The sequence below is a fragment of the Rhizobium sullae genome (assembly GCF_025200715.1).
GTDB lineage: Bacteria > Pseudomonadota > Alphaproteobacteria > Rhizobiales > Rhizobiaceae > Rhizobium > Rhizobium sullae.
Genome location: NZ_CP104145.1, coordinates 93122 through 117579, shown reverse-complemented (window position 1 = coordinate 117579; position 24458 = coordinate 93122). Strand labels below are relative to the sequence as shown.

Annotated in this window: 13 protein-coding genes and 19 pseudogenes; 15 read left to right on the top strand and 17 right to left on the bottom strand. The window is 58.4% G+C overall.

The features are described 5' to 3' along the window. The first annotated feature begins 13 nt into the window (after positions 1-13). The 9 genes and pseudogenes from N2599_RS34630 (at position 14) to N2599_RS34590 (ending at position 9873) form a co-directional block, all read left to right on the top strand. Entirely contained in the window at positions 14-1882 is a 1869-nt protein-coding gene (locus N2599_RS34630; RefSeq protein WP_027513792.1) for a GMC oxidoreductase, read from the top strand. Positions 1883-1984: 102 nt separating this feature from the next. Continuing rightward, positions 1985-3109, top strand: coding sequence for a ferritin-like domain-containing protein (locus N2599_RS34625; RefSeq protein WP_027513791.1), 1125 nt, complete (start codon positions 1985-1987; stop codon positions 3107-3109). Then, positions 3106-3591: a hypothetical protein gene (locus tag N2599_RS34620; protein WP_027513790.1), complete on the top strand. Its 486-nt coding sequence runs from the start codon at positions 3106-3108 to the stop codon at positions 3589-3591. Before N2599_RS34625 ends, N2599_RS34620 begins: the two co-directional genes overlap by 4 nt. Positions 3592-3630: 39 nt before the next feature. Beyond that, positions 3631-4569, top strand: coding sequence for a myo-inosose-2 dehydratase (iolE, locus tag N2599_RS34615; RefSeq protein WP_027513789.1), 939 nt, complete (start codon positions 3631-3633; stop codon positions 4567-4569). Between the two features lie 127 nt (positions 4570-4696). Further along, the gene (locus N2599_RS34610) at positions 4697-5725 is read left to right on the top strand and encodes a sugar phosphate isomerase/epimerase family protein (protein ID WP_179213993.1); all 1029 of its coding nucleotides are present in this window, start codon (positions 4697-4699) and stop codon (positions 5723-5725) included. Between the two features lie 129 nt (positions 5726-5854). Then, the gene (locus tag N2599_RS34605) at positions 5855-6679 is read left to right on the top strand and encodes an MBL fold metallo-hydrolase (RefSeq protein ID WP_027513787.1); all 825 of its coding nucleotides are present in this window, start codon (positions 5855-5857) and stop codon (positions 6677-6679) included. 38 nt (positions 6680-6717) lie between these two features. Further along, a complete protein-coding gene (locus N2599_RS34600; protein WP_027513786.1) occupies positions 6718-8373 on the top strand; it encodes an alpha-keto acid decarboxylase family protein in 1656 nt (551 codons plus the stop codon). A 162-nt stretch (positions 8374-8535) separates the two neighbouring features. Next, a pseudogene (locus N2599_RS34595) lies at positions 8536-9117 on the top strand (ATP-dependent DNA ligase); the annotation flags it as partial. Between the two features lie 5 nt (positions 9118-9122). Further along, positions 9123-9873: pseudogene (locus tag N2599_RS34590) on the top strand (IS6 family transposase). A gap of 52 nt (positions 9874-9925) precedes the next feature. On the opposite strand, the pseudogene N2599_RS34585 reads toward N2599_RS34590, so the two are convergent. Beyond that, a pseudogene (locus N2599_RS34585) lies at positions 9926-10714 on the bottom strand (cbb3-type cytochrome c oxidase subunit I); the annotation flags it as partial. A 667-nt stretch (positions 10715-11381) separates the two neighbouring features. On the opposite strand from N2599_RS34585, the pseudogene N2599_RS34580 reads away from it, so the two are divergent. Both N2599_RS34580 and N2599_RS34575 read left to right on the top strand, forming a co-directional pair. Further along, positions 11382-11471: pseudogene (locus N2599_RS34580) on the top strand (IS66 family insertion sequence element accessory protein TnpB); the annotation flags it as partial. Positions 11472-11516: 45 nt separating this feature from the next. After that, a pseudogene (locus N2599_RS34575) lies at positions 11517-12035 on the top strand (IS66 family transposase); the annotation flags it as partial. On the opposite strand, the pseudogene N2599_RS38165 reads toward N2599_RS34575, so the two are convergent. The 8 genes and pseudogenes from N2599_RS38165 to N2599_RS34545 all read right to left on the bottom strand — a co-directional run. Beyond that, positions 12025-12201: pseudogene (locus tag N2599_RS38165) on the bottom strand (RHE_PE00001 family protein); the annotation flags it as partial. The pseudogenes N2599_RS34575 and N2599_RS38165 overlap by 11 nt on opposite strands. Before the next feature lie 38 nt (positions 12202-12239). Then, positions 12240-12759: pseudogene (locus N2599_RS34570) on the bottom strand (DUF1839 family protein); the annotation flags it as partial. Beyond that, positions 12723-12816: pseudogene (locus tag N2599_RS38160) on the bottom strand (amino acid--[acyl-carrier-protein] ligase); the annotation flags it as partial. The pseudogenes N2599_RS34570 and N2599_RS38160, both read right to left, overlap by 37 nt. Then, positions 12793-13155 (bottom strand): annotated as a pseudogene (locus tag N2599_RS34565) (acyl-CoA dehydrogenase family protein); the annotation flags it as partial. The pseudogenes N2599_RS38160 and N2599_RS34565, both read right to left, overlap by 24 nt. Then, complete coding sequence (locus N2599_RS34560) at positions 13155-13406, bottom strand: acyl carrier protein (protein WP_051336863.1); 252 nt, start codon at positions 13404-13406, stop codon at positions 13155-13157. The gene N2599_RS34560 and the pseudogene N2599_RS34565, both read right to left, overlap by 1 nt. Positions 13407-13821: 415 nt before the next feature. After that, a pseudogene (locus N2599_RS34555) lies at positions 13822-15560 on the bottom strand (ParB N-terminal domain-containing protein). Between the two features lie 477 nt (positions 15561-16037). After that, positions 16038-16500: pseudogene (locus N2599_RS34550) on the bottom strand (winged helix domain-containing protein); the annotation flags it as partial. Beyond that, positions 16500-16662: pseudogene (locus tag N2599_RS34545) on the bottom strand (integrase core domain-containing protein); the annotation flags it as partial. The pseudogenes N2599_RS34550 and N2599_RS34545, both read right to left, overlap by 1 nt. A 199-nt stretch (positions 16663-16861) precedes the next feature. On the opposite strand from N2599_RS34545, the gene N2599_RS34540 reads away from it, so the two are divergent. Then, positions 16862-17680 (top strand): IS5 family transposase, encoded by an 819-nt coding sequence (locus N2599_RS34540; protein WP_087003020.1) that lies wholly within the window; start codon positions 16862-16864, stop codon positions 17678-17680. 126 nt (positions 17681-17806) lie between these two features. Further along, positions 17807-18067, top strand: a complete 261-nt coding sequence (locus N2599_RS34535) for a hypothetical protein (RefSeq protein WP_027513878.1) — start codon at positions 17807-17809, stop codon at positions 18065-18067. Positions 18068-18227: 160 nt separating this feature from the next. Here the strand turns inward: N2599_RS34535 and N2599_RS34530 are convergent. From N2599_RS34530 to N2599_RS34515, 4 genes and pseudogenes are all read right to left on the bottom strand, one after another. Further along, positions 18228-18931: pseudogene (locus N2599_RS34530) on the bottom strand (transposase); the annotation flags it as partial. After that, a pseudogene (locus N2599_RS34525) lies at positions 18914-20200 on the bottom strand (Y-family DNA polymerase); the annotation flags it as partial. The pseudogenes N2599_RS34525 and N2599_RS34530, both read right to left, overlap by 18 nt. Beyond that, a complete protein-coding gene (locus tag N2599_RS34520; protein ID WP_027513877.1) occupies positions 20121-20873 on the bottom strand; it encodes an ImuA family protein in 753 nt (250 codons plus the stop codon). The pseudogene N2599_RS34525 and the gene N2599_RS34520, both read right to left, overlap by 80 nt. Before the next feature lie 91 nt (positions 20874-20964). Then, positions 20965-21156, bottom strand: coding sequence for a hypothetical protein (locus N2599_RS34515; RefSeq protein WP_084606773.1), 192 nt, complete (start codon positions 21154-21156; stop codon positions 20965-20967). Between N2599_RS34515 and ligD the strand changes: the two genes are divergently transcribed. Together ligD and N2599_RS34505 are read left to right on the top strand one after the other, a co-directional pair. After that, entirely contained in the window at positions 21155-22219 is a 1065-nt protein-coding gene (gene ligD, locus N2599_RS34510) for a non-homologous end-joining DNA ligase (protein ID WP_027513876.1), read from the top strand. The two genes, N2599_RS34515 and ligD, sit on opposite strands and share 2 nt — an antisense overlap. A gap of 61 nt (positions 22220-22280) precedes the next feature. Beyond that, positions 22281-22649 (top strand): annotated as a pseudogene (locus N2599_RS34505) (SOS response-associated peptidase family protein); the annotation flags it as partial. Positions 22650-22723: 74 nt separating this feature from the next. Here the strand turns inward: N2599_RS34505 and N2599_RS34500 are convergent. From N2599_RS34500 to N2599_RS34485, 4 pseudogenes are all read right to left on the bottom strand, one after another. Beyond that, positions 22724-23422 (bottom strand): annotated as a pseudogene (locus N2599_RS34500) (IS6 family transposase); the annotation flags it as partial. A gap of 50 nt (positions 23423-23472) precedes the next feature. Beyond that, a pseudogene (locus N2599_RS34495) lies at positions 23473-23754 on the bottom strand (transposase family protein); the annotation flags it as partial. A gap of 142 nt (positions 23755-23896) precedes the next feature. After that, a pseudogene (locus N2599_RS34490) lies at positions 23897-24293 on the bottom strand (IS6 family transposase); the annotation flags it as partial. Positions 24294-24305: 12 nt separating this feature from the next. After that, positions 24306-24437, bottom strand: a pseudogene (locus N2599_RS34485) (IS256 family transposase); the annotation flags it as partial. Positions 24438-24458: the final 21 nt, after the last annotated feature.

Genomic DNA, 24458 nt, shown 5'->3' with positions numbered 1-24458 from the left:
ATGGAGGACCGAAGTGCTTTTTCCCCTCGAATCGGCGATAAAAGCCGATGCCAAGACCGTCGCAGCGTCTGGCGACTACGATATCGTGATCGTCGGCGCCGGCATTTCCGGAGCAATCATTGCCAAGCAGGCTGCGGAAGCGGGCAAGCGTGTCCTGATACTTGAAGCCGGAACCGGTGCCAATCGCACTCTGGCAGGCTATGACGATCTGCTGACGACCTTCTATTCGGCAGCCTCCAAGGATAACCAGTCGCCCTTTCCGCTGAATGCGAACGCGGCCATGCCCCGCAGCCCGCTTCACAAGCTGCAGGCGGGGGAAACCGATAGCTCGACCTATATCGTTCAATCCGGCCCTTATGTCAGTGATACGACATATACCCGTATTTTCGGCGGAACGACCATGCACTGGGAGGCGAAAACGCCCCGTCTGCTTCGCTCGGATTTCAAGACGCGCACCATTTTCGGCCAAGGGCTGGACTGGCCACTGAGTTTTGAGGAAGTCGAGGATGATTACCGCCTGGCCGAGCGGGAAATCGGCGTCTCGGCGAACGTCGAAGACCAGCAGTATCTGGAGCAGACCTTCCCGGGCGACTATGTCTTTCCCATGCGCGGCCTGCCGCTGTCCTATCTGGACAAGCAGGTCAACAAGGGAATCGAAGGCACCAGTGTCGAACTACACGGCAAGACCTATCCCCTGAAAGTCAGGCCCTATCCGCAGGGGCGCAACAGCATACCGAACCCGGCCTATGATGGTGGGAAGGGTTACCGTCCAATCGGCGCAGTCGATACGCATCAGGTCGAAGAGGGCGGTCGCTGCCAGGGCAATACCAACTGCGTACCGCTCTGTCCCGTGCAAGCGCGCTACCACGCCGGCAAAACGCTTGCCAAGGCGTTCGCGCTAAACGGGAAAGAGGGCGAGCGGCTTGTCGAACTCCTGTCTCAGGCGGTCGCATCGAAGGTCAACATCGATCCGGATAGCGGTAAAGTCCGCTCTCTCGAGGTGAAGGTTTACAAGGACCCGGCCTCATCGGACCATGAGACCATCACCGCGAAGGGCAAGGTTTTTGTGCTTGGGGCAGGCGCTATCGAAACGGCTCGTCTCATGCTGGCCTCCGGCCTGCCCAGCACCAGCGGCCTTGTCGGACGCAATCTGATGGACCATGCCTATCTGTTGAACTGGGCGCTGATGCCGCAAATCTGCGGCACGATGCGCGGAACCAGCTCGACCGGCGGTATCGTGGACCTGCGGGACGGCCCTTTCCGGGAAAGGCAGGCCGCCTTCGCCATCGATATCCATAACGACGGCTGGGGCTGGGCCACGGGGGCGCCGACCTCCGACCTTCTCGAACTGGTGGATGATCGCAACCTTCACGGGGCGGATCTTCGACGCGGCGTCATCGACAGGGTTTCGCGGCAGTTGCTGCTGGCTTTCATGATCGAGGTCATGCCCGTCGAAAGCAACCGCATCACGGTAGGTCCGCAATATACCGATCCCCTGGGCAATATGCGGCCCATCCTGTCCTTCACGGTTCCAGAATATACCATGAAGGGTGCAGCCTATGGCCGCCATTTTGCGCGCACCGTCTTTGCGCGTCTGGGCGCGCAGGATCATACTTATTACGACGCCAGCGATTTTGGCTATGTGGACTTTGAGAAGCAAGGCTACGCGATCCGCGGCGGCAATCATCTGGCCGGCACCCATATCATGGGAACGACGAAGACCAATTCCGTCGTGGATAAGAACCAGCGCAGCTGGGACCATGAAAACCTCTACCTCGTGGGCGGCGGCAGCATGCCGACGATCGGCACGGCCAATGTCACCTTGACGCTGGCCGCCATGTGCTTCCGAAGCAGCCGTGACATTCTGAAGTATCTGCATTGAACAAAGACCGACATCCGTTGGGCGCGGAACGAACCGATGGGCTCGACGCAGGCGACACGAAGCCGGCCTGTGCACCCAACTTATCTTCCATGGAGCTTGAGCATGTATTCTTACAGCATTAGGACGCTCGATGAGCTGAAAGAATTTCTCTATCAGGCGATGCGCCTCGAACATGCGACGATTCCGCCGTATCTGACGGCACTTTACTCGATCAAACCCGGCGTCAACCAGGACGCAACCCAGGTTCTGCGCGTGATCGTCGTGGAAGAAATGCTGCATCTGACCATCGCGGCCAATATTCTCAATGCCATCGGCGGCACGCCGGATCTTACGAGGCCGGACTTCGCAGTCGACTATCCCGCCTCCCTGCCGGACGGTGAGACCGATTTCAAGGTCGGCATCCAGGCTTTCGGTCGTGAGGCGCTGGCGACTTTCCTGAAAATCGAGCGGCCGGCTCAGCGTCCCATACATCTCGTTGGCAAGGGCCTGATACACCGAAAGACCTCCCCGCATACCACCGCGCTTGGCAACGATCCAAGGCACGAGGACCTCCATTTTTACAGCATCGGCGAGTTCTACTCGACCATCGCAGAAGGCATCAAATACCTGGAAGCCGAAGCGCATCGGGTGGGCACAACCATTTTTACCGGCGACAGGTCGCGCCAGATCACCTCGGAATATTATTATTCCGGCGGCGGCGAGCTGTTTGCCGTGACCGATCTGAAAAGCGCCCTGGAAGCCATCGAGCTCATCATCGAACAGGGCGAAGGCGACGGTGGCGGTATCTACGACGATAACGAGCACGAACTGGCCCATTACTATCGTTTCGACGAGCTGGTCAAAGGCCGCTACTACCAGAAGGGCGACCAGCCCGGCCACCCCACAGGTCCGCAGTTGCAGGTCGATTGGGAAGGCGCCTATCCCATCAAAGCGAACCTGAAAGTGGTGGACATAGACATAAAGGAAGGCTCGGAACTGCGTGAGGCGGCGACCGCCTTCAACAAGCGCTATGGCGAATTTCTGCAGCTTTTGACGCGTGCCTATAACGGCCAGCCGAGCCTGCTGCTGGAAGCCGTTCCGATCATGTTCGAATTCCGCAACATGATCTTCGAACTCGTCCGCAATCCCCTGCCGAACCATCCCGGTAAGAACGGCAGCCCCACCTATGAGATCCCCGGCAGCACCAAACAGGCAGCCATCACCCGGCAGGCGGAGGTGAGCGCATGAGTAGCAGCCGTTTCGAGGCATTTCTCGGCCTTTCTATCGAATTGACGGCCTTCTCCCGCTTCGATCTTCTGGGAACGGGCCTGGCGGAACGCTATCTCGCCACGCTCGACAAGGTGGTCGGCGGCGAGATCACCGATGCGCTGCTGGCCGCCTTCATCGCCCTGCCGCCGCCGGAAGACGTGGCCCGTATCCAGGCGGTGCGCACGACCATTCTGGGCCATGAATTGCTGGGAGACGTCACCCGCGCGCTGATCAAGCTCTGGTATTCCGGCACTTGGTTCGAGCTGCCCTCCGCCTGGACGGAGCGCTTTGGCCGCAGGGCCGCGGATGCCACCTTCGTCGTTTCTCCCGATGCCTATATCGAGGGTTTGCTCTGGAAGGCGATCGGAGCCCACCCCGCAGGCGCCAAGGCGCCTGGTTTCGGCTCCTGGGCCTTTCCGCCGAAAATTCCGGCTCTTCCGGATCTCGATTCCAAAACCTGATGCCACTTCCGTTTGCCCTCAAAGAACTGGATCATTGCCATGGTGACACATCTGCATCGACTGACGCCCGCCAAGGTTTGGCTGGGTGTCATCCCCACGCTCTGGTGGAATGACGATTTCATCAACATCGATATCGGTATCCCCTACGAGCAGGCTCTGAGTGAAATGGCGCTCGCCGGCTATGTCGGATGTGGCGTCGGCCACAAATATCCGACGGACCCGAAAATACTGCGACCTGTCCTCGAACTCAGAGGATTGCGGATTTCCGAGCCTTGGGTAAGCACTTACTTCACCATCAATGCGATGAAGCGTCATACGCTTGATAATGTCGATGCTCAGCTCGACTTCCTCGAAGCCATGGAAGGTGGCAGCGACGATCCGCGCAGGGCCGATCTGGTCGTCGCCGAGTTTGGCGGAGCGGTCAATCCGCTTCCCGTTGCCCTGTTTCCCAATTGCCCCGATTTCTCCGAGGACCAGTGGAAACAGCTGATCGAAGGCTTGCATGAGGCAGGAGAGAAAGCCATGGCCCGTAACCGCCGGCTCTGCTATCACCCGCATCTGGGGACCGGGGTGATGAAGACGGAGGCGATCCACCGGCTCATGGACGAGACGGATCCTCGCCTGGTCAACATGCTTCTCGACACCGCGCACCAGGCGGCTGCCGGTGTCGATCCGCTGGCGCTGGCCAGAAAATACGCCCACCGCATCAAGCATGTTCACCTGAAAGACATTCGCGCCGGGGTGGTTAGGGAGATTCACACCGGAGGATTGTCCTTCCAGCAGGGCATCGAGGCGGGGATCTTTACGGTCCCGGGTGATGGCTCCATCCAGACCTTCCCGGAAATCCTCGATGCATTGGCAGAGGCGGATTTCGCCGGCTGGATCTGCGTTGAAGCAGAGCAGGACCCGGCCAAGGCCAATCCGCTGCAATACGCGAAAATGGGCCGCGAATATCTGCGCAAGCTGCTTGGATGGTAGCCCGGCGCGGACTGTTGTTTCAGCCCGATGGCAATGTGCAGGAGGCGGGGAGGGATCTCGCCTCATGACAATGTCGGGCGAGACATCATCCTGAACCACGCATTACTGGTTAGCGACAGCTGGAGCGATGAAGATGGAAGAGGCACACAGGCGAGATATATATTTCAGCTTCTTTATGTTTACAGCGGATTTGAGGCCGAATGACGCAGACTACACCCAGATTCTCGTCAGACATCTGAAAGCCCTTACCGAGTTCGGCTACACCGGCTTCGATGTGCATATCGCCCCAGGGCCGGCCCATGTCGGTCATCACGCTGAGGTCGAAAGCTATATCAGCCTCAAGAAGGCGTTCGATGAGGCCGGCTTCCGGGATGTGAAGTTCACAACCAATGTGGGGACCACGCGAACCTTCGATCCGACCTCGCCCTACGACGAACAGCGCAAGCAGGCTTTGTCCTATCTCAAATCCCGCGTCGACATCACCTCGGTGCTTGGCGGGGAGAATACGATCATGTCAGGGCCGTTCCTGTACCCCTATGGTATCTTTCCGCTGACGGATGACGGTGAAGGGATCTGGAGCGACGCGCTTCAGGATTGGATGAAGCCACGATACGCGGCGGCGGCCTCCATCTTCCGGGAGTTGGCGCAATATTCTGCCGGGAAGAGGGTGAAGCTCGCCATCGAACCCGTCAAGAATTGGGAAACGCCTGGGCCGACCATGGTCTCGGAAGCGCTGGATTTTCTCGAAAGCGCCGACATTCCGGTCTGTGGCGTCACGATCGATACTGCCCAGGTCGTGATGGAAAGCCAGGGGCCGGCAATCTTCAGGAAAAATGTCGCCCGTGCCGTACAGCAGAGCCGGCTGAATTACGTTCATATCTCAGCGCCGGACCGGGGCGCTGTCAAAGATAGCTGGATTCCCTGGGAGATTATGCTGGACGAAATCGAGCCGGTCTATTCCGGCCCCTATCTCGTCGAAGTCTTTAACGCGATTCCACCCTTCGAGAGTTCGATGAGAATGACGCGCAGACGCTTCTGGCGGCCCGGCGAGGACGCGCCGGAGGCGGGCGTCGACAGCGCCTACGACGTTGCGCGCGCCGCCCTGAAGACATTGGAGGAAAGGATCGCGTCCCGCAGTCATCGATCTCATCCGTGATGGCGCTCGGGCGCACAAGCTGGAAACAACCCGGGAATGCTGGCCAGGAATGTTGGGGAGCCCTCATCTCCGCCGTGCCCGGATGAACGTCAAACCTCAGCAAACGACCTTTCAATCAGGGAGATACCTATGGTGGCGCAATTGCCGGATCCCATTAAAATCGTCAGGCGAGCAGGCGATATCCGTATTCATACTTTCATTTCAGCTTTCACGGATGACAATATCGCCAATGCAACGCACATAATCGAAAGCAGGAACAAGCTTGTTCTTGTCGATGGGCAATTCCTCGTTCCCTATGCGCTGCAATTCAGGGAGTATGCCAACAGTATCGGCAAGGAGATCGACCGGATTTACCTGTCGCACAGGCACCCCGACCATTGGTTCGGCCTGGGAGCCGCATTCAGCGACATTCCAATTTATGCATTGCCGGAAACGATAGAGTTCCTGAGGCAGCATGGGGAGGATTCCCTGAATGACCATTGGAAAATGGGCAACCTCGCTCCGAAGAGCCTGATAATTCCCGAAAAACATGTCCGCGCCGGCGAGGAAATCATCGACGGAGTCAAATACGTATTTGATGAAGTCGTTGATACGGAGATCGATTTTCTTCTCACCATAGGTCTTCCGGGCGTGGGTGTTTTTATTGCGCAAGACCTGATCTACAGCGGAACGCACCTTTATCTCACGAAATACATGGAGCATTGGATTGGGATTTTGCAGGGTATGCTGCTGTCCGACTATGACCTGTTCCTTCCCGGTCACGGCTTGCCGGCTGACAAAAACGAGGTTGCCAAAAATATAGAGTATTTGTCCGTTGCCATGGAGGCCGCCGGCGACGGACTCACCAATGATACTTTCAAGCGCTTCATGCTGGAAAGATTTCCTGAACGAAAATGCCCCGCAATATTCGATATATACATACCTCGCTTATTCGATAACGCGAGCGCGTTTTAATATACTTCAACTGCCGTCAACAGGGGAGCCGTTGGAACATGGGCGAGACATACACGGTTGGGCAATATCTGGTCGACAGACTTCGTGAGCTGGGTCTGCGGCACCTGTTTTCCGTAGCGGGCGATTATTCGATCGAATGGGTGAACAGTTATGTCGAGAAAAGCGATATTCAGGTCATAGAAGAGGTGAATGAACTGAATGCGGGTTATGCGGCTGACGGCTATGCGAGACTGAAAGGAATTGGTGCGCTGTGCGTTACCTATTCCGCAGGCGCGCTTTGCGCAACAAATGCGATCGCCGGATCTTACGTCGAGAAAGTGCCGGTTGTTCTGATCAACGGTGCGCCAAGCATCAAGAAGACGCTCACATTCGAACAAACCGGTTACAGTTCGCATCATTTCATCAGTGGGCGGGGAACGGATCTTCAGGTGTTCGAATACATAACGGCCGCTGCAGTCCGCATCGATAGCCCTCATCTTGCGCCAATGCTCATAGATTATGCGCTGACGCAGTGCATCACGGAAAGACGTCCGGTCTATATCGAGCTGCTGGAGGATATTGTGGACCTAGAATGCACGCGTCCGTCGAGTGCATTAAAAGCGGCGCCGGTCATATCCGACGAAGACAGTCTCAATCAGTCGATCGCGCAAATCAGCGAAAGATTGCAAAATGCAACCAAACCCCTGATCTGGATCGGTGTCGAGATCGACCGGTTTGGCCTTCACCACCAGGCGGAGCGGCTCATTCGAGACCTCAAAATTCCCTACGTGACCGAGCTTTTGAGCAAGGCCATCCTGTCGGAAGACGATGCACAATTTGCCGGGGTGTTTGATGGCAAATCGTCATCACCCTACGTCCAGTCTTTGGTCAAAGACTCCGACTTCGTATTGGCGCTGGGCGTCTGGTTGACTGATATCAATGATTTGGGCTGGCCTATCGATCTCGATAAAACCGCATTCGCCTCTTGGGATACAGTGAAATATGGCACGAGCTTCAACGCACAGGTTTCGCTGGCGGATCTCGTCAACGGCTTGATTGATAAAAGGTTGACGTGCAAAGCCCAAAGTCTTCCAACGAAAACAGCCCGGCAAGCGCCGGTCGTGAATCCGGCAAGCGAAATTACATATCAGGGCTTCTACGATTTCATTCAGCACCAGATCGACGGAAATACTATCGTTGGTGCCGACGCGAGTTTGAATTATTTCGGGAGCCTGCTTCTTGAAGTGAGTGCTCGCCGCGGTTTCATCGTTCAATCATCCTATTCGGCGATCGGTTATATCGGCCCGGCCGCGACAGGGGTTTCGCTGGCGAAGCAAGATAAACAGAGGCTGATGGTCTTTGCGGGGGATGGCGGGTTTCAGATGACCGCTCAATGCCTCTCGACACAAACCCGCTTCAATCTCAACCCGATCATCTTCGTGACAGACAACGGTATCTATGGCGTGGAGCAATGGCTTGCCGATGCATCGGTTTTCCATGGTAACAAGCCGTTCTACAATTCATGCATCCTGCACCGGTGGGATTACAGCAAGTTGGCAGATGTCTTTGGCTGCAAAGGCTGGAAGGTGCACACCTATGGCGAACTAGAGAAAGCCATAAATGCCGCCAAAGAAAACCTGAACAGTCCGTCCATCATACAGGTTGTCGTGCCTCAGCGGTCAATCCCCGATAATGCGAACTGGAAAGCAAACTAGAGTGGCCGATGTCCCAAATAGTCTGGGCCTTCAGTCCTTGCTGGACCGATATCCAAGGCAGTTGTCCGGAGGACAACGGCAGCGAGTAGCCATGGGTTGCTGCCATCATCTCAGATGCCGTTTTCTTTTACGCATTCCCTGATGTAATGATGTAATCATCGAATGGTCAAATCTCCGCCACCGAAACCGCTGCTCGCCACCGATATGCCGGTTCGTTCAAGGGCCCGCAAGCCGCGAGATCCGGCCCAGCCGAACCTTCCCCTCGATCCCATGCCCGCGCGCATCGAGCCATGTCTGGCACTTACAAAAGCGAAGCCGCCGAAGGGACCGGACTGGGTCTTCGAAATCAAATGGGACGGGTATCGTCTCGCGGTGCACATCGAACCCAGGCGCGTCCGGATCATCACGAGAGGCGGGCATGATTGGACGCATCGCTTTCCGGCGATAGCAGAAGCCGCAAAGCAGCTCGGCGTGGCAACTGCAATACTTGACGGCGAGGCAGTCGTTCTCGACGAGCAGGGGCGGCGGCCGAATTTCGGATTGCTGCAGCAATCGCTTGGCGGTCGTGGCGGCAAGCGCACATCCGGCGAAGCACTCTTCATGGCTTTCGATCTGCTCTACTTCGATGGTCATGACCTGACCGAGATGGAATTGTCCGGAAGGCGTCATCTGCTCGAAGACCTGGTCGCCGGCAAGGAGGGCGACATTCGACTTTCCGAAGAGGTCGAGGCAGACGGCGATCAACGGTGATGTCACGTTGTCAGCGGCTTAACGGTTGTCTGGTAATAGGTTGGGATGAACAGTCCGGCCGTAAGCTACAAGAACCACCGCTTTCCACCGCAGATCATCGCCCGTGCGGTCTGGCTGTATTTTCGGTTCCCTTTGAGCCTGAGGATGGTCGAGGAGATGCTGCTGGAGCGCGGTATCGTCGTCTCCCATGAGACGATCCGGAGATGGGGTCGCAAATTCGGAACGGCTTATGCCAGGCAGTTGTGCAGAAAGAGGCCTTCGCGAAAGGATATCTGGCATCTGGACGAGGTGGTGATTTCCATCGGCGGCCGCAAACATTGGCTCTGGCGTGCCGTTGACCAAGACGGTTACGTTCTCGACGAGATCGTTCAAGCCCGCCGCGATACCCAAGCCGCCAGGCGATTGCTGGTCAGGCTGCTGAAGAAGCAAGGCCTGACGCCGAAGCGGATCGTCACCGACAAATTGCGCTCATATGGTGCTGCAAGACGGGAGGTGATGCCCGCCGTCGAACATCGATCGCACAAGGGCCTGAACAATCGAGCCGCGAATTCTCACATGCCGCTTCGAAAACGGGAGCGGATGATGCAGGGATTTCGATCCGTCGGCGGCTTGCAACGGTTCATATCGATCTTTTCGGCACTCCGAAATCTCTTCGTCCCCCCGCACCAGAAAAACTCAGCCCTCGCCATCCACATCCATCGGATCCGCGCAAGGGCGCAGTGGAAAGCCGTGACCGGCGCAACCGCCTGACGTCTCACACAAGCGCCTTGTTCCGACCTTGATCAAACAACGTGACATCGCCCCACCATTGGGTCAGCGCGTCCTGGACGCCCGAGAAGACAGAATAGCTCTTGGAACCAAGGAACGAGGTGGGAACCGCCAGGTTGTTGACCACGTGCAGCATCGCGATAGTGACGATGAAACTGAGATAGAACCAGTTTGCCACGTAGATGTGCGGCTCTTTGCGCTTCAGGATCGTTCCAAGATACACCGCGAGATAGGCGACCCAGACGATGGTCAGCCAGAGGTCGACGTACCACTCGGGTTCGGCATATTCACGGGCCTGGGTGATTCCGAGAACGTATCCGGTCGCAGCCATGACGATGAAAAGCTGGTAACCCCAGAATACGAACCAGGCCAGGCTACCGCCGAAAAGACGTGCGCAACAGGTGCGTTGCACCACGTAGAAAGACGTCATGATCAGCGCATTGCCGCCAAAGGCGAAGATGACCGCCGATGTGTGAACGGGCCGCAGCCTCCCGAAATTGAGATAAGGGGCGATGTTGAGGTCGGGAAAGGCCAGTTGCAGCGCGATGACCACGCCAACCAGGAAGCCGACCACGCCCCAGAATACCGTGGCGATCAGGCCATACCATATCACCTCGTCGAAATAGCCTGATATGTCGACTTTCCGCCGTTGGCCTGCCGGCGAAAAATCAACGTTCCTGACCAGCAGAGCAGCCCCCACGGCAAGGCAGAAGCAAAGTATGCCCATATGGATTGCAAAGAGATGATCATGTGCGAATGCGGCTCCTAGCAGCGCCAGAAACGCCGCGACCGCGATCACCATCGTTTCCGTTGTGTAATTCATGATATCGTCCTCAGTGCACAGACGGCCGCTTTCCGGCCGGCTTTCTGGTACTTGCGCCAGGACTGTCATGAAGCCCATGCTGGCGTCTTGATCCAAGTCAAACTAGGCCAGCATTTTCTCTGTGTGCGGATTGCTTCATTCGTGAAGCGGCTTGGACGCCAGTCTAGCTGAAACGACAAGCATGACGATGCGGATCAACACTTTTCGGAGGAACCGCACGCCGCAGCCGAGCGCCCAAATGCTTTGTTCGCTTGCGCAACCTCTGCATGTCAGGTGGTGTCGGCCGGCGAGAGGACATGCGCGAAGTACGACGCCGGCAAAGTATTTTGTGAGGTGGTCGAACCGTCGTTGTGCCTCCATGGTATCCTCGGCGCGGCTCCTGCTTGGTTTACCTGACGTGCATTTGCCCCACGACGAGGTGGAGCGTTTTTGAAGGCGACTCTCAATCTACGGACGAAGCCGTCACCGATCGCAAGATAGTTGAGTCTGTACAAGAACTTCTATGACCAGACCCCATTTTTGAGATCTAGGTCGCCTTCCCGTTGGTTCGGGCTAGCTCGCCACCGTGGGCATCAGACGCGGCAGCGACAGCGCGGACCACGAAGCGCGCGCTTCGAGAAACAACGATGCGACCTTCGGCTATCGTTGCCACCTCGTCATTTACGAGTCGATCACGCCGGCGCAGCTCGGTTATCTGCTCGAAGGCATAGACTGGCGGATGCCGCAAAAGACCTGGCGGCCGACATCGGCAGGATGAGCAAAAGCACTGGAATGGTGGACTCGAATATGATTCCATCCTGCCATGAGCGACGCGACTGATGAGCTTCCGGACGACCTTGCCAGTGCGTTTGCACTGCTCGCCGAGGAGCGTGCGCGGCGTATCACTGCCGAGGCAGAAGCAGCGACCGCCAAGGCGCAAGCTGCCAGCGCAAAGGCGCTCGTGTCGCATTCCGAAGCGCTGATCGCGCGGTTGAAGCTGGAGATCGAGAAGGTTCGCCGCGAGCTTTACGGCAGCCGGTCAGAACGCAAGGCGCGACTCCTCGAACAGATGGAACTGCAGCTCGAGGAGCTGGAGGCTGACGCCGGCGAAGACGAACTGGCGGCAGAGGTTGCGGCCAAAGCCTCGACGGTCAGGGCTTTCGAGCGCAAGCGTCCATCACGCAAACCATTCCCTGAACATCTGCCGCGCGAGCGTGTCGTTATCGCGGCCCCGGCGAGCTGCCCTTGTTGCGGTTCGGGCAAGCTGTCGAAGCTGGGCGAAGACATCACCGAGACCCTGGAGGTCATCCCGCGTCAGTGGAAGGTGATCCCTCCGACGCGACGCGCTGACGGGTTGTCAGAACGTCGCGTGCGATGGTGAGTTCGTGGGTTGGGATGCGGATGGCGTCGTGGAGGACGAGGTCTTCGAGATGCACCAGTTCGGTGCCAGCCCGAAACGCCGGTTCCATGAGGGGTGAGATGGGCAATTTGGCCAGATCGTAAGGCAGTTGAAACCATTGCAAATGTTTGCTGAGCGAACTCTATCTGAAAGCCGCCGCGCGGTCGAACGCAGATGCGTTTCATCAGCCGGTCTTTCCGGGAATCGTGCAAATTCGGTGTAGGGCAGGAACGGCGGATCGTTTTCCGTCAGCTGCAGCTGGAACAGCCCGTCGAAATCCTCGCCTTCGAGCCGGAAATAACCGGCCTTGTGGAAATAATCGACGCGCTTGGCCGCAACGTCCAGTCGGTTGATCGCAACTGTCGTCTTGCCGTGCTCCTGCCGGTAGGCGGTACCGCGCGTATCCGGCATGTAGAAGGAATCCATTTCGATCAGGCAGAGACAGGCCCGCGCGATCTGAACCTCGACATGGCGTTCGACGCGGTCGTAGATGGCAAGCTCGGTCGCACGAATGCCGTAGAGCGCTTCGAGATCCTCGAGCGGCACCTTGAAGAAGGTGAACTGGTCGCCCTCGAAATCCTGCGTCAGGGTAAAACCCAGCATCGCCTCCGGCGCATGTCATCGATTTGCTCAGCCCCACAGCGCTTTCCGGACGCTGGCCGGCCATTGCTTCACATCGAGCCCCCTGATGATGGAAGAGGGCAAGGGCGATGCCACTGCGGCCGATGCGACGCATGAAACCGCGATGCCATTCGCTGTCGGCGCCGTGTTCAACGAGGCTAGACAGCTTGATGTGGTGCATGGCGAAGACCATGGCGCTTGCGGCGCAGGCCTGGCCGAGCATCGAGCACAATTCGGCGATCTCGGTGATCGAGGCGGATTCGCCGCCGAAATGTCGGGGTACCTGGATGCCGAGCAGCCTTTCGGCCTTCATCGCATCGACGGCTTCCCGAGGGAAGCGGGCCTCGGCATCAACGGTATCCGCGTGTTTCGCCGCAATTTCGGCGACACGGGCCACCCTTGTGACAAGACCGTCCTGCATGATCGTGACGGGGAAATTCATCAGGCGACCTTCCGGCCGTCCCGGATGAGATCGACGGTCCTGGCGATCGCCGAGATGCTCGCGAAGGATTTGCGGTTCAGGAGATTGTCGGGAAATTCGATGTCGAAGGCCTCTTCGAGGCCAAGCATCAACTGCACAGATGCAAAGGACGTCAAACCTGCCGCATAAAGATCGGCGTCGTCGGCAACCTGGTCGACTGACACAAGTAGCTTGCCGAATTTGGCTACGAGGTCGCGGATTACCTTATTCATCTCATCACTCCAAGGTTCTGATCGAGCTGGAAGTTGGAAAGCGGATTGCCGCGCAGCGAGTCCTGCACTTTCATCGACGAGGCTTGAGAGCACCTAGTTGAATTAGAGGCCATGTATTATGCTCCACAGTATTTTATGGGCCGCTTAGTGCTCGAGGAATGAGCCCTTCCTGCCAAATAGCAGCTCGAGTTGCTCCGATACCGAAAGGCGCCGCTCGTTCCAACGGTTGGACAACAGACGCTGGTGATCGCGTCTTCTGAAGTGGTTTCTGTGTTTACGTGCGGCCATCGCGGTAGTTTCCTCTTGGGAGAGTGCCAATGTCCACGTCTCGGCGGAAAATACATATAATCCGTCCTGACGAGATATTCATCATTTAACGGAATAAAACCGTCACGCTGCATTTGTAATGGTATCTCTATGGCATGTCAAGGTTCAACAATGCCGGCTCAATCGCGCAGGCCTTACATCGGCTCATTCTCTCAGCGAGGGCGCAGCTAGCTCGACGATCCGCTCCGCGGTCCGGTGTAGACTGGTCTTCAGCCGGGAGGAACGATCCCCCATGTCGGTGGGGGGCTTCGTCGTCCTCGCCGCCATGCTCCATATTCTGGACCAGGCACTCGGCCCAGCTTGGCGTCATCAGGTGCGAAGAGGGCTGCCGGATGCACGAAGCGTTCTTCCTTGAAGTGCTCGACAAGGGCAGCCCGGGCGTCCCTGACGGCGGGCGGGTGGCGACACTCGTGCCGCCGCAGGACGCTTACAGCGCCGGGCGGGAGAGGCACGCGAGGAACTCCTCCGCGCCCATGTTCGGAAGATAGGTGTCGGCGCCGATGGCATCGCAGGCAATGCGGGCAACGACGCCGCTGTCCGAACGATTGGTGCGCGCCGACAGGGCGTCGATCAGGGTCAACCTGGCCACGACACGAAGCGTATCCGTGGCGAACTCCAGCTTGCCGCTTTCACCGATCAGCCGGACGGCGTGCCGGGCGAAACGCCTGGAGCCGTAGAGATGGTTGGAGGTTTCGGAGCCGGAAACGGCCGAGACGTTCTGCCCGGCGAATGCGAGGACGAGCAGCGCCATGAGGGTATGTCCTCGATCGGCGCTCGTGCCAATGCCTCGTGCAGAGCGTCTGATCGCCGATCATTTTGAGGCCGTTTTGAGTCACGTCCGGCCGGGTCTTGGCTGCAACATCGATACCCTCGTTTCTGTCCTCGCCGCCGAGCGCGGTTGGATCGGCCCTGCCCTTGACTTGTCTGGCCTCCGGCATCCGGAAGTGAGCAGTCTGCACCTTGCCGTCACTGTCGAGATACATGGCGGTGCAATCGCCCTTGCCGGGCTTGCCGTAGACGCGCTCCGCCTTCGGCGGCAATTGCGGCTGTCCGAAATTGCTGACTTCGACGATGGCGCCCTTCTTGGGAAGGCTGCGCACCGAGGAATGCTTCGACGTTGGTGGTGTAGCGGGTATCCTCGTCAGCCGGTCCGAAGAGGTCTTTCGCCCACTCGATGCCGTAGGCCCGGCGGAGATCGTCGCCGAAACTCGCATCACGCGCGAACATGCGTGTCTTGGTGAGACCGTTGGCGATCGCCCACCAGGATGCTGTGTCACCCTTCTTCGGCTTGTGGGCCTTCCAGACTTCCTTCTGCTCGTCGAGCGACGCCGCGGAAATCGTGCGAAGCTGCTGTTCGTTCGGCATGTCGCCCTTGGCCATGTGGTCGAGCATCGCCGGCAGCACATTGACGAGCAGGCGAAGCTTGCGGATTTGCCGCACCGGCAATGCCAAAGCGATCGCAATCGCCCCCTCTGTCCAGCCGAGGGCGACGAGGCGCTCGATGCCGCGCCATTGATCGACCGGGTTAAGCGGCTCGCGCGCGATGTTTTCGATCATCGAACGCATCGCGCCATTGTCGTTGGCAGCCTCGACGACGATAACATCGATTTCCTCGATGCCGGCGGCGATCGCCATGCGGGTGCGCCGGTGACCGGCTTCGATGACATAGCCCACCGGCTTCGGCGAAAATGACGGGCGGCTGGATGATGCCGACGGCCTGGATGGCCGCAAGCAGCAGCGCGTCGGCCTGGGGCGTCGACTTTGACTGGCGGGTGTTGTCGGGATTGTCCTTCAGCGCGCACGCGGATCGACCTTCATGAGTTGCATGGGAGTGTTCCTTTCCGAGGATGCGGACCTGGCACTCTGCCGGTCCTTCCTGTCTTCATCTTTTCCTGAAGACATCTCCCGGACCCAAAGCGGCCCGTCCGGCGCAACTGCGGTCGAGCAGCCCTGCAGCGAAGGACAAGCGGGGCTTACAGCCCTGCTAAGGACGAGTGGCCGGGATGCGGAGGCGGCGGTTGAGCGATAGCGGCGGCGGGAGGACCGATCTGCGACCGGTTTTCCTTCCCTTTCCCCTTTCCCAACTTCTTCTGATAAGCGCTCTGCTACAGAGTTCGCAACCTGGTTGCGAGGGAACAAAAAAATGGGCCGTCGGAAAACCAAGGCCCATGAAGTGTGAAGGTTAAAAACCTCCAGAGGGGAACAGCTGTTGCGGCGGCACTGGGAGGAGACCGCGATGTGCATCAGCTGTGTGCGCTATGATGAATTTTGATCAGATGGAAGACATTTATTGTGCAATGCACCGCGCTCGCATACTGGATCGAGCGCCGCCGCCGCTTCGGCGACCCATGAGCTTCGTGCGGACCGGGCCTGAGCAATAGGCGTCAGATGTCTGCCAGGAGCCATCAGCGAGATCGCGGAAGATGGCGTCACCGAGTTCGTCGATCACAGCGTCGGGGTCGCGATGCAGCAACTCGGCAGTATGCTCGGGATCGACGCGGCGGCGTTTGCTGAGGACGACAGCCAGCGCATCGCCAGCACTGGTGATGACGGGTGGTGCCGGAGGAGAGATGACCCGCTCGGTGAAGATCGGACCGGGCTTTGCCTTATCCGTTTCGAGGTCGTAGTCCTCGATCGAAGCCACCAGCCAGCAATCCGGGTCGTCCAAGAACGGCTTGAGATTGGACCGGCGATGGGTTTCGCGGATCTCACCGCTTTCCTCATCCTCAGAGATCGAAACCGTTGTGTGCTTAATCGGCCCGAAGTCGTTGCGGCGATGGTCCCGGCAAGTGCGCGGGGTTTTGGTATCCGAGCGATGAGTGCGGCCGGAAACGGTTGTAATCGTCCGTCCATTCAGCAATGGCGCGCTTCGGGCATGATCGAGGCCGAAAAACAGGCTTTCGTTGAGCAACTCGTCGTTGTTGCGACCCCAGGGAATCACCGGTTCAACCCAAAAGCCAGAGCGTTTTTCAGCAGCCTGCTAGACCGTCTTTCCGACACATGCCCTTCACCACCTCCCGCTAGCGAGCAAGCCTAAGTGTCTGTTCAAGAATGGCTGGCGGTCGTGGGGTTGAGTGAAGGGCGGCAATCAGATTCTTTGTATTTTGCGACAAATACGGAGAGATCGAATGGCCTGGACACCCTTCACCCGGCGTCATCATGACAGAAGCCGCATGCGCTACGCAAGCGATCTGACTGACCGTGAGTGGGGCCTGATCGAACCCTTTATGCCAAGGCAGCCTCGACTGGGCCGCCGACGCAAGACGTCGCTTCGGGCGGTGATGGACGCGATTTTCTATCTGCTGCAGTCAGGCTGCCAATGGGCATTGCTGCCGCATGATTTTCCACCGAAGAGCACGGTCTATCATTATTTCAAGCGGTTCTGCCGGGACGGGACGTGGCGTCGTATCCATGACGCGCTCTACTGCCGGACGCGGCGGCTTGAGGGGCGCGAAGAACAGCCGTCATTTGCCATCATCGATAGCCAATCGGTGAAGACCGGCCCAGATGCCCGTCTCGATATCGGATACGACGCAGGCAAGAAGATCAAGGGCCGCAAGCGGCACATTCTGGTTGATACCCTGGGCATGCTTCTGAAAGCGGAGGTTCATTCGGCAGGTATTCAGGATCGTGATGGAGCAGCACTTGTTTTCGACAGGCTCGTCAACCGCTTTCCATTCATCGAGAAAATTTGCGGCGATGGCGGGTATCAGGGCCCGACAGTCGAAGAGGCCAGTCCGCGATCGATGGAAATCGTCAAACGCAATCAGGCCGGCTTTCAGGTGCTCCCGAAGCGATGGATCGTCGAGCGGACGTTGGCGTGGCTCGGCATAAACCGCCGAATGGCAAAGGATTTCGAGCGCTTCTCTGGCACAAGCCTCGCCTTCATTCAGACCGCTATGATCAAGCTAATGACAAGAAGGCTCGCTCGATATCCGCTTTCTTGAACGGACTCTTACAATACCGAACTAAAAACCGAGCCGCTCGGCAACGGTTTCCGGCTATTCGCAGCGATTTCGGCAGACTCGTTCAAATCGACCGAATTTTTCAATAGCGATTCGATAAGCGAGTACATGTACACTTTTGAAGTGCATTTCTCCGAGCAGGAAGCTTCACAGCAGGCGTCAATTATGATTACGAAGCTCTATGAAGACCAGATTACGGCCTTCGTTCAGAAGAGCGAGGATTTGCTGAGCCAGCTCGAAAATAACAGGCTGGATCCTGTTCAGTATCAGTCACTTGCTGATGTATATCAGAACATGATTGAGGCGGCGAGAGCAAAGCTCAAGTCGCTCGAAACATCGCCTCAGAGCCTTGCAGTCGTCTCCATGTAAGGACGGTGAGACAATCGATGTATGAATAGCCCCTAGATTTGTAGACGCCTTCTCCCCTAAATTGAGGCAGGAGGCCTACATGGGCAAAGTAATTTCACCTCTTCAGAAAATCGCCGCGCACACATGAGGCCGCCGCTCGGGCTACGCCCTCCCGAAGGTCTCATGCGTGCGCCGCTAGTGTGACGTCCCAGAGATTATGAGTCGTTGAACAAAGGTATTGGATAAGACTTGCCATCTTTTCGCGGGCTTGGTCTGTCGAGGACATCCATCGGATTTGAGCGCCACTTTCGGTTCGACGCCGCTCCCAGGCGTCAAACTCGGATTTGGGCAAGTCGCGGTTGTCGATGCGGCGGTCAAGACACTGTCGGCGCATGACGCCGATCTCGATCTCGGCCATATTGAGCCACCTCGCTTGGCGGGGCGTGTAGTGGAATTCCAGACGTCGCAAGATCGACGCGCCTCGGCTAGGTTATCCGTCACGACACGGACCCGGTTGGCGTCGGGATAATCGAGGTCGACGAGGTCGCGCATGCAGACGGCGAAGTCCTCGTTGGCGCGCCGATCTGTGACCTTGACCTTGCGCCATGACCTATTGGCGTCTACCATAATGAAGAGATTGGCCATGCCATTGCGCTTGTATTCGGAGTCGTAGCGGTATCGCTTCCCCGGTTTCTGGACGATAGGCACGCGCACCTCGCCGATGAGCTGGATCGGACTTTCATCGAAGCAGACGACTGGCCGCTTAGGATCACTCGGCTCGGCGTAAAGATCGAGGAGATCCTCCATCCGGGCAATATATTCGCCATCGATTTTGGCGATGCACCACATCTTCTTCTGCCGGGGCTTCGGCGGCCGGTCCGGCAGCAAGGCAATTGCCTCGATCAACTCGGGACGGGCCAGCAGCCGGACCGGCCGGCGCCAATGGCTGACCCAGGTGACCTCGACCGGATCGGCAGCAGGACTGATGCGCTGGACGGAGCGCTCGGGCACATCGGAGGCAACCGGTGCCACCCGATACACACGCTGGCCGCGGTTGCCGTAGATATCGATCAGCGGTGTGACGTCCTTTATCTCGTCCTCGACCAGCGAGGAGGATTTCTGGCGCTCCTCCAGCGGCTCAGCCATCACCGCAACCAGAGTGAGCTTCTCGATCCCGAAGCCGGGCTCGATCTTCTCCGTTCGATCGCGAAACAATTTCGTCAGCCACGCAACATCGCGCACTGGCTTCACCGTGCCGGCGCGGATTGCCTGCCGCGTACCGTCAACCTTTTCGACGATCAGGTCGGCGCGCCGAACACCAAGGCCGCGCCTCTGCAGCTCCTCGATCAGTTGCACGACCAGACGGCCGACATATTTGTTGATGGTTTCGGCAGCACCGATCGGCTCGGCGAAGGCGCGGCTCACCTCGACGAGCTCGGCGGTGCGGATCGGATCGATCGGTTCAGGGACGCGGCCGAACATCTGGTCCAGCCGCCGGCCAATCTCCGGACCGAAACGAAGCGTCAGCGGCGCGCGCGGCGTATTGGCCAATTCGCCGATTGTCTGGAAACCGAGCGTGCGCAGATCGCTGACGACTTTCCCGGAAAGGCGCAGCAACGATATCGGTAGCTTTTCGACGGCGCGAACAGTCTCACCTGAAGGCACGATGACCGTTTCGCGGCTGATGGCGCGGGCGCAGGCGTGTGCTGCACCCCAGGTGTCGGCGATCGCGACACGGGGAGTGAGTTTTTTGGCCAGGAACTGATTGGCGATCTTCGACATCATGGCGAGCTCGCCGCCCTGCAGGTGATCGGCACCCTCCGTGTCCATGACGATCCCGTCGGTCCCATCGACTGCGACGATCGGGGAATAGAGCGTCAGCGCCCAAAGCGTAATGCGTTCGAGTGCTGCGGCATCCATTGCAGGATCCGCATCGACCAGCATCAGGCCGCGGAACAGCGCCTGTGCTTTCGCCGCCGGCATGCCGACATGCACGCCGGCTTTTCGGGCGGCGGCGTCGGCAGCCGATACCCAGCGTTTCGAGCCGCTCCTGGCGATCACGGCGATCGCCTGTTCAGGCGGAATAGACGGATCGGCGCGACGAATGCGATCCGTCGGCAGATCCGGAAGATAGATCGAGACGACCCTTGTCATCGCACGCCCTCACGAGAAACTCAGCACATTCACCCGCTTTCACGCGCATCAATTCCAGCAACCATTGGGCTCGTCCGACACCCGGCACTGGCAATTCCTCCGACGGCATGACGCTCACCCGCCACCGCGTGGTCGACGCCGTCGGCTGCCCGAAATCATTGGCCTCCGTCTGCCGTCGCCAGCGTCGGACGGCGAGCGCCATCGTGCCTGTTCGCTCAGCCGCCAACTGCAGCCGGCGCGAGCTGACCATCGGCAGGCGAACGAGTTCACCGACGACGGCGCCGAGCCCGCCAAAGGACAGCCCTTCCTCCATGTTTGCCAGGACGTCCTCCTCCCTGTCTGATTCGACAAAGATCACCCGGTCGGGATGGAGACCGACCTCGGCGAGCGCAGGAAAGAACAGATCGGGACGCGTCAGGCACCAGACGATCGGACCTTTGGTCCGCGCTGCTATCCCCGCCGCACACAGGGCCACCGCCGCACCATCCACCGTGCCCGACCCGCCGCCGGCAAATTCGTGCAACGCGCCATGGGCCAGACCACGTCCCGGCAGGACAGAGTCGATTTCCGGCACGCCGAAGGACAGACAGCCAGCCTTCATGGCTGACACGCCCTCCAGCGAGGCGATGCGCTCGCGCAGATCGGAAATCACCCTTTCACGGGCAGCAGTCATCGTTCACGGCTCCCTTCAAGGTCGTGTTGTCGGCCGACGTCATGTCAGACAAATGCGGATGTTCTCTTTCTGTTCCGAGGCAATTAAAGAGTCAAGCGACCTGAGGGATGGGAATATTATCCTGAACATTAGAAATCAGCAGAATACCCATGGGAATCAGCCGAATAGCGGCCTGCAGATTTTTTTCCGAGCGTCTGCGATCGCTAATCCCTTTGTGTGAATTGCGGGGACAAGTCGGCATCGTCACAGTGTCTTTAAGATTTTTCTGCTGAACTCCCGGCATGATGAAGCCTCCGAGATCAAAGCCCCTCCTTCGTGACACCGAGGCCCCGATCCGTTCCCGGCCGCGAGGCAAGCGAAATCCAGCCCAGCCACAGCTCCCTTTCGATCCCATGCCTGAGCGCGTCGAGCCTGCGCTGGCGCAATTGAAGTCTCATCCCCCGAAGGGAAGCGAATGGAGTTGGGAGCTGAAATGGGATGGCTATCGCCTTGCCGTTCATATCGAACCGCGGGGGATCCGGATCCTCACGCGTGGCGGACATGACTGGACGCATCGGTTTCCGGCGATAGAGCAGGCCGCCCGAGCGCTCGGGTCGGCGACGATGATCATCGATGGCGAGGCGGTTGTGCTCGACGAAGAGGGCCGGCCGGATTTCGGGCTGCTGCAGCAATCGCTGGGCGCATCCGGCAAACAAACCGGCAACCGTGCCTCCGACGCCGTCCTTTACGCTTTCGATCTTATCTATCTTGATGGCCACGATCTGCGCGGTGTCGAATACCGGTCCCGACGGCACCTTCTCGAGGACACGTTAAACGTCGCAAACAATGATGAAGCCGGCTCCATTCGGCTATCGGAAACACTCGATGCCGAACCGACTGTCCTCCTGGAGCATATCTGCCGCCTCGGCCTGGAAGGCATCGTCGGCAAGCACCTCGATCGGCCCTATCGTTCCGGCCGAACCGGCGATTGGGTGAAAGTCAAATGCGTCCAGAGCGAGGCCTTCTTCATTGTCGGCTATGAGAGGTCGACAGCGTCCCCTGCCGCCTTCGGCTCTTTGGTGCTCGCCGCCTACCGCGGAGCCGACCTCGTCCACGTCGGAAGCGTCGGCACGGGCTTCAGGCAAGCCGAGATCATCAGGCTGCGGAAGATGCTGGACACGCTGCGATGGAAGCGAAAGCAGCCGCCTCTGCCCTATTCCGGAAGTGCCGATGTTATCTGGGTCCAGCCTACGCTCATTGCCGAGATCGAGTTTCGCGCCTGGTCGACAGACGGGAAACTTCGCCATCCATCCTACAAGGGCCTGCGAGAGCGCCAGGACAATGCAGACGTCTTCCGGCTCGGCTAGCGAAATCAGCGCAATCCGCTAGATTGCCTCCATTGAGCTCGAGCAAAGTAGATGGCCTGCTATGTGCAATCTGTATCGCATGGAAGACAAGGACTGGGTCGCCAAATGGGCCCAGGACGCCGAAAGCCTGATCAACCTGATGCCGGCCTACCAGATGAACCCCGATCAGATGGGGCCGATCGTCCGCAACACCGCCGACGGAAAGAAGCAACTGGTCCATGCGCGCTGGGGTCTCCCCTCCCCGCTATTCGCCCTCAAGAAAGAAGCTGAGAAGAAGGCCGAAAAACTGCGCGCCAAGGGCAAGCAGGTCGACTTCGAAGCCTTGCTGCGTGATCAGGTGGATGGCGGCACCACGAATGTCCGCACTCTCAATTTCCCCCACTGGAAGCGTTGGTTCGGCATCGAGCATCGCTGCCTTGTCCCTGTGACCAGGGCACTGTAAAGTTATCAGCGGATTGATGCAGCGATAGCTGGCCGGGACGGCTGTCAGGCTGGGGCGACACACGCGATTTTGTTCCAGATTTGCATGGCGGCGTTACGCAGGTCTCGATGTTGAGCCGATGACAACGTATTGCGGGAAAAGTGGAACAGGTTGGCAATCGGATCATGGATGGAAACGAACCGCTGAAGCTGGCGTGCCGACTTGAAGCGTTTCATGGTCCTTTCGCGTCGTCGGGTCGGCTGGTGCGAATTTTCCGCTCGATTATTGAGGCCTTTGTGCGACCGGTGTTCGACACCGGGCATGAGGTCGCGCCTGGCGGCATCATAGGATCGGAGCTTGTCGGTGATCATGACCCGTGGTGTCCGCCCTTGAGCCTTCAGCAACTTACGCATCAGACGCTTTGCCGCCTTGGCATTTCGGCGGCTTTGCACCAGTACGTCGAGGACGAAGCCGTCCTGATCGACCGCACGCCAGAGCCACTGCTTCTTGCCATTGATGGCCACCACACATTCGTCGAGATGCCATTTGTCGCCCAGGCAGCCGGCTGACCGTCGCTTGATCTCCCGGGCGAAATGCCGTCCGAATTTCTCCGCCCAGCTTCGAATGGTCTGATGCGTGACGATGATGCCGCGGGCCGCCAGCATGTCCTCAACCATGCGCAGGCTGAGCGGAAAGCGAAAGTAGAGCCATACCGCGTGCGCAATGATCTCAGCGGGAAAGCGGTGGCGACGATAAAGCGGATCACGAGCAACTTCTGACATGGCCCATGTACGCACATCTTCATCAGCCGTCCGTTAACTTTACGGTGCCCAACCGCTCTCCCCAACCAGCATTTCTGACCGTTGATGCGCACCACGACTTCATCGAGGTGCCAGACATCGCCTTTCGTCGGCGCCTTGCGGCGTATGCGGCGCGCATAATCAAGGCCATGCTTTCGGCACCATCGGCGGATGGTCTCGTAGGAAACGAAATCGAGCAGCATTTCCTCGACATCGCGCAGGCTCAGATTAAAGCGAAAGTAGAGCCAGACAGCACGGGCTACGATTTCGATCGGATAGCGGTGGTTCTTGTAGGTCGGTGCACTCACGGTCATGGGCGCGCTGCCACCTCAATTTCCTTACCGCTCAATCAATGTGACAGTACGAAGCATGGCGCCAAATCGCGCGCCTTCACGCCGAATGAACCAAAGCCTCACTCCCAGATCTTGTCTTCGCAGCGTTAAGTTTACAGTGCCACACGAAATGTTGCCATGAGCCAACCGACCGGAAACCCTGTCGCGTTCGCTCCCGTTTTCTCGCAGGTGAGAATTCTCCGCCCGGTTGTTCAAGCCTTTATGCGAGCGGTGTTGACCTGGCGTTTGGCCGCCCCGTAGGAGCGCAATTTGTCGGTGATCATACGCTTTGGCGGCATGCCCTGCTTCTTCAGAAGTCGCGTCAGCAGGCGCTTGGCCGCCTTGGTGTTACGGCGCGTCTGGACGATCTCGTCGAGCACATATCCGTCCTGATCAACCGCTCTCCCCAACCAGCATTTCTGACCGTTGATGCGCACCACGACTTCATCGAGGTGCCAGACATCGCCTTTCGTCGGCGCCTTGCGGCGTATGCGGCACGTAGAGCTATGCTGGAATTTGGGTGACGAGGTTGATCAAGCGGCGCTCTGTGGCTTCAATTCGATGACCTCGATTCCGTCCTGGAATTTGGCACCTGCGATGAGTTTCGGCAACTGATTTTGTCCTTTCAATCGTCGCCACGTCCTGGCGGCGGCGATTACCAGCTTGAGGCATCGTCAACTTAACGG

Excerpts from the sequence above, each read along its gene's own strand:
- N2599_RS34625 (WP_027513791.1), top strand. The coding sequence starts at position 1,985 with ATGTATTCTTACAGCATTAGGACGCTCGATGAGCTGAAAGAATTTCTC.
- N2599_RS34620 (WP_027513790.1), top strand. The coding sequence starts at position 3,106 with ATGAGTAGCAGCCGTTTCGAGGCATTTCTCGGCCTTTCTATCGAATTG.
- iolE (WP_027513789.1), top strand. The coding sequence starts at position 3,631 with ATGGTGACACATCTGCATCGACTGACGCCCGCCAAGGTTTGGCTGGGT.
- N2599_RS34610 (WP_179213993.1), top strand. The coding sequence starts at position 4,697 with ATGAAGATGGAAGAGGCACACAGGCGAGATATATATTTCAGCTTCTTT.
- N2599_RS34605 (WP_027513787.1), top strand. The coding sequence starts at position 5,855 with ATGGTGGCGCAATTGCCGGATCCCATTAAAATCGTCAGGCGAGCAGGC.
- N2599_RS34600 (WP_027513786.1), top strand. The coding sequence starts at position 6,718 with ATGGGCGAGACATACACGGTTGGGCAATATCTGGTCGACAGACTTCGT.
- N2599_RS34560 (WP_051336863.1), bottom strand. The coding sequence starts at position 13,406 with ATGAATAAGGTAATCCGCGACCTCGTAGCCAAATTCGGCAAGCTACTT.
- N2599_RS34540 (WP_087003020.1), top strand. The coding sequence starts at position 16,862 with ATGGCCTGGACACCCTTCACCCGGCGTCATCATGACAGAAGCCGCATG.
- N2599_RS34535 (WP_027513878.1), top strand. The coding sequence starts at position 17,807 with ATGTACACTTTTGAAGTGCATTTCTCCGAGCAGGAAGCTTCACAGCAG.
- N2599_RS34520 (WP_027513877.1), bottom strand. The coding sequence starts at position 20,873 with ATGACTGCTGCCCGTGAAAGGGTGATTTCCGATCTGCGCGAGCGCATC.
- ligD (WP_027513876.1), top strand. The coding sequence starts at position 21,155 with ATGATGAAGCCTCCGAGATCAAAGCCCCTCCTTCGTGACACCGAGGCC.
- N2599_RS34515 (WP_084606773.1), bottom strand. The coding sequence starts at position 21,156 with ATGCCGGGAGTTCAGCAGAAAAATCTTAAAGACACTGTGACGATGCCG.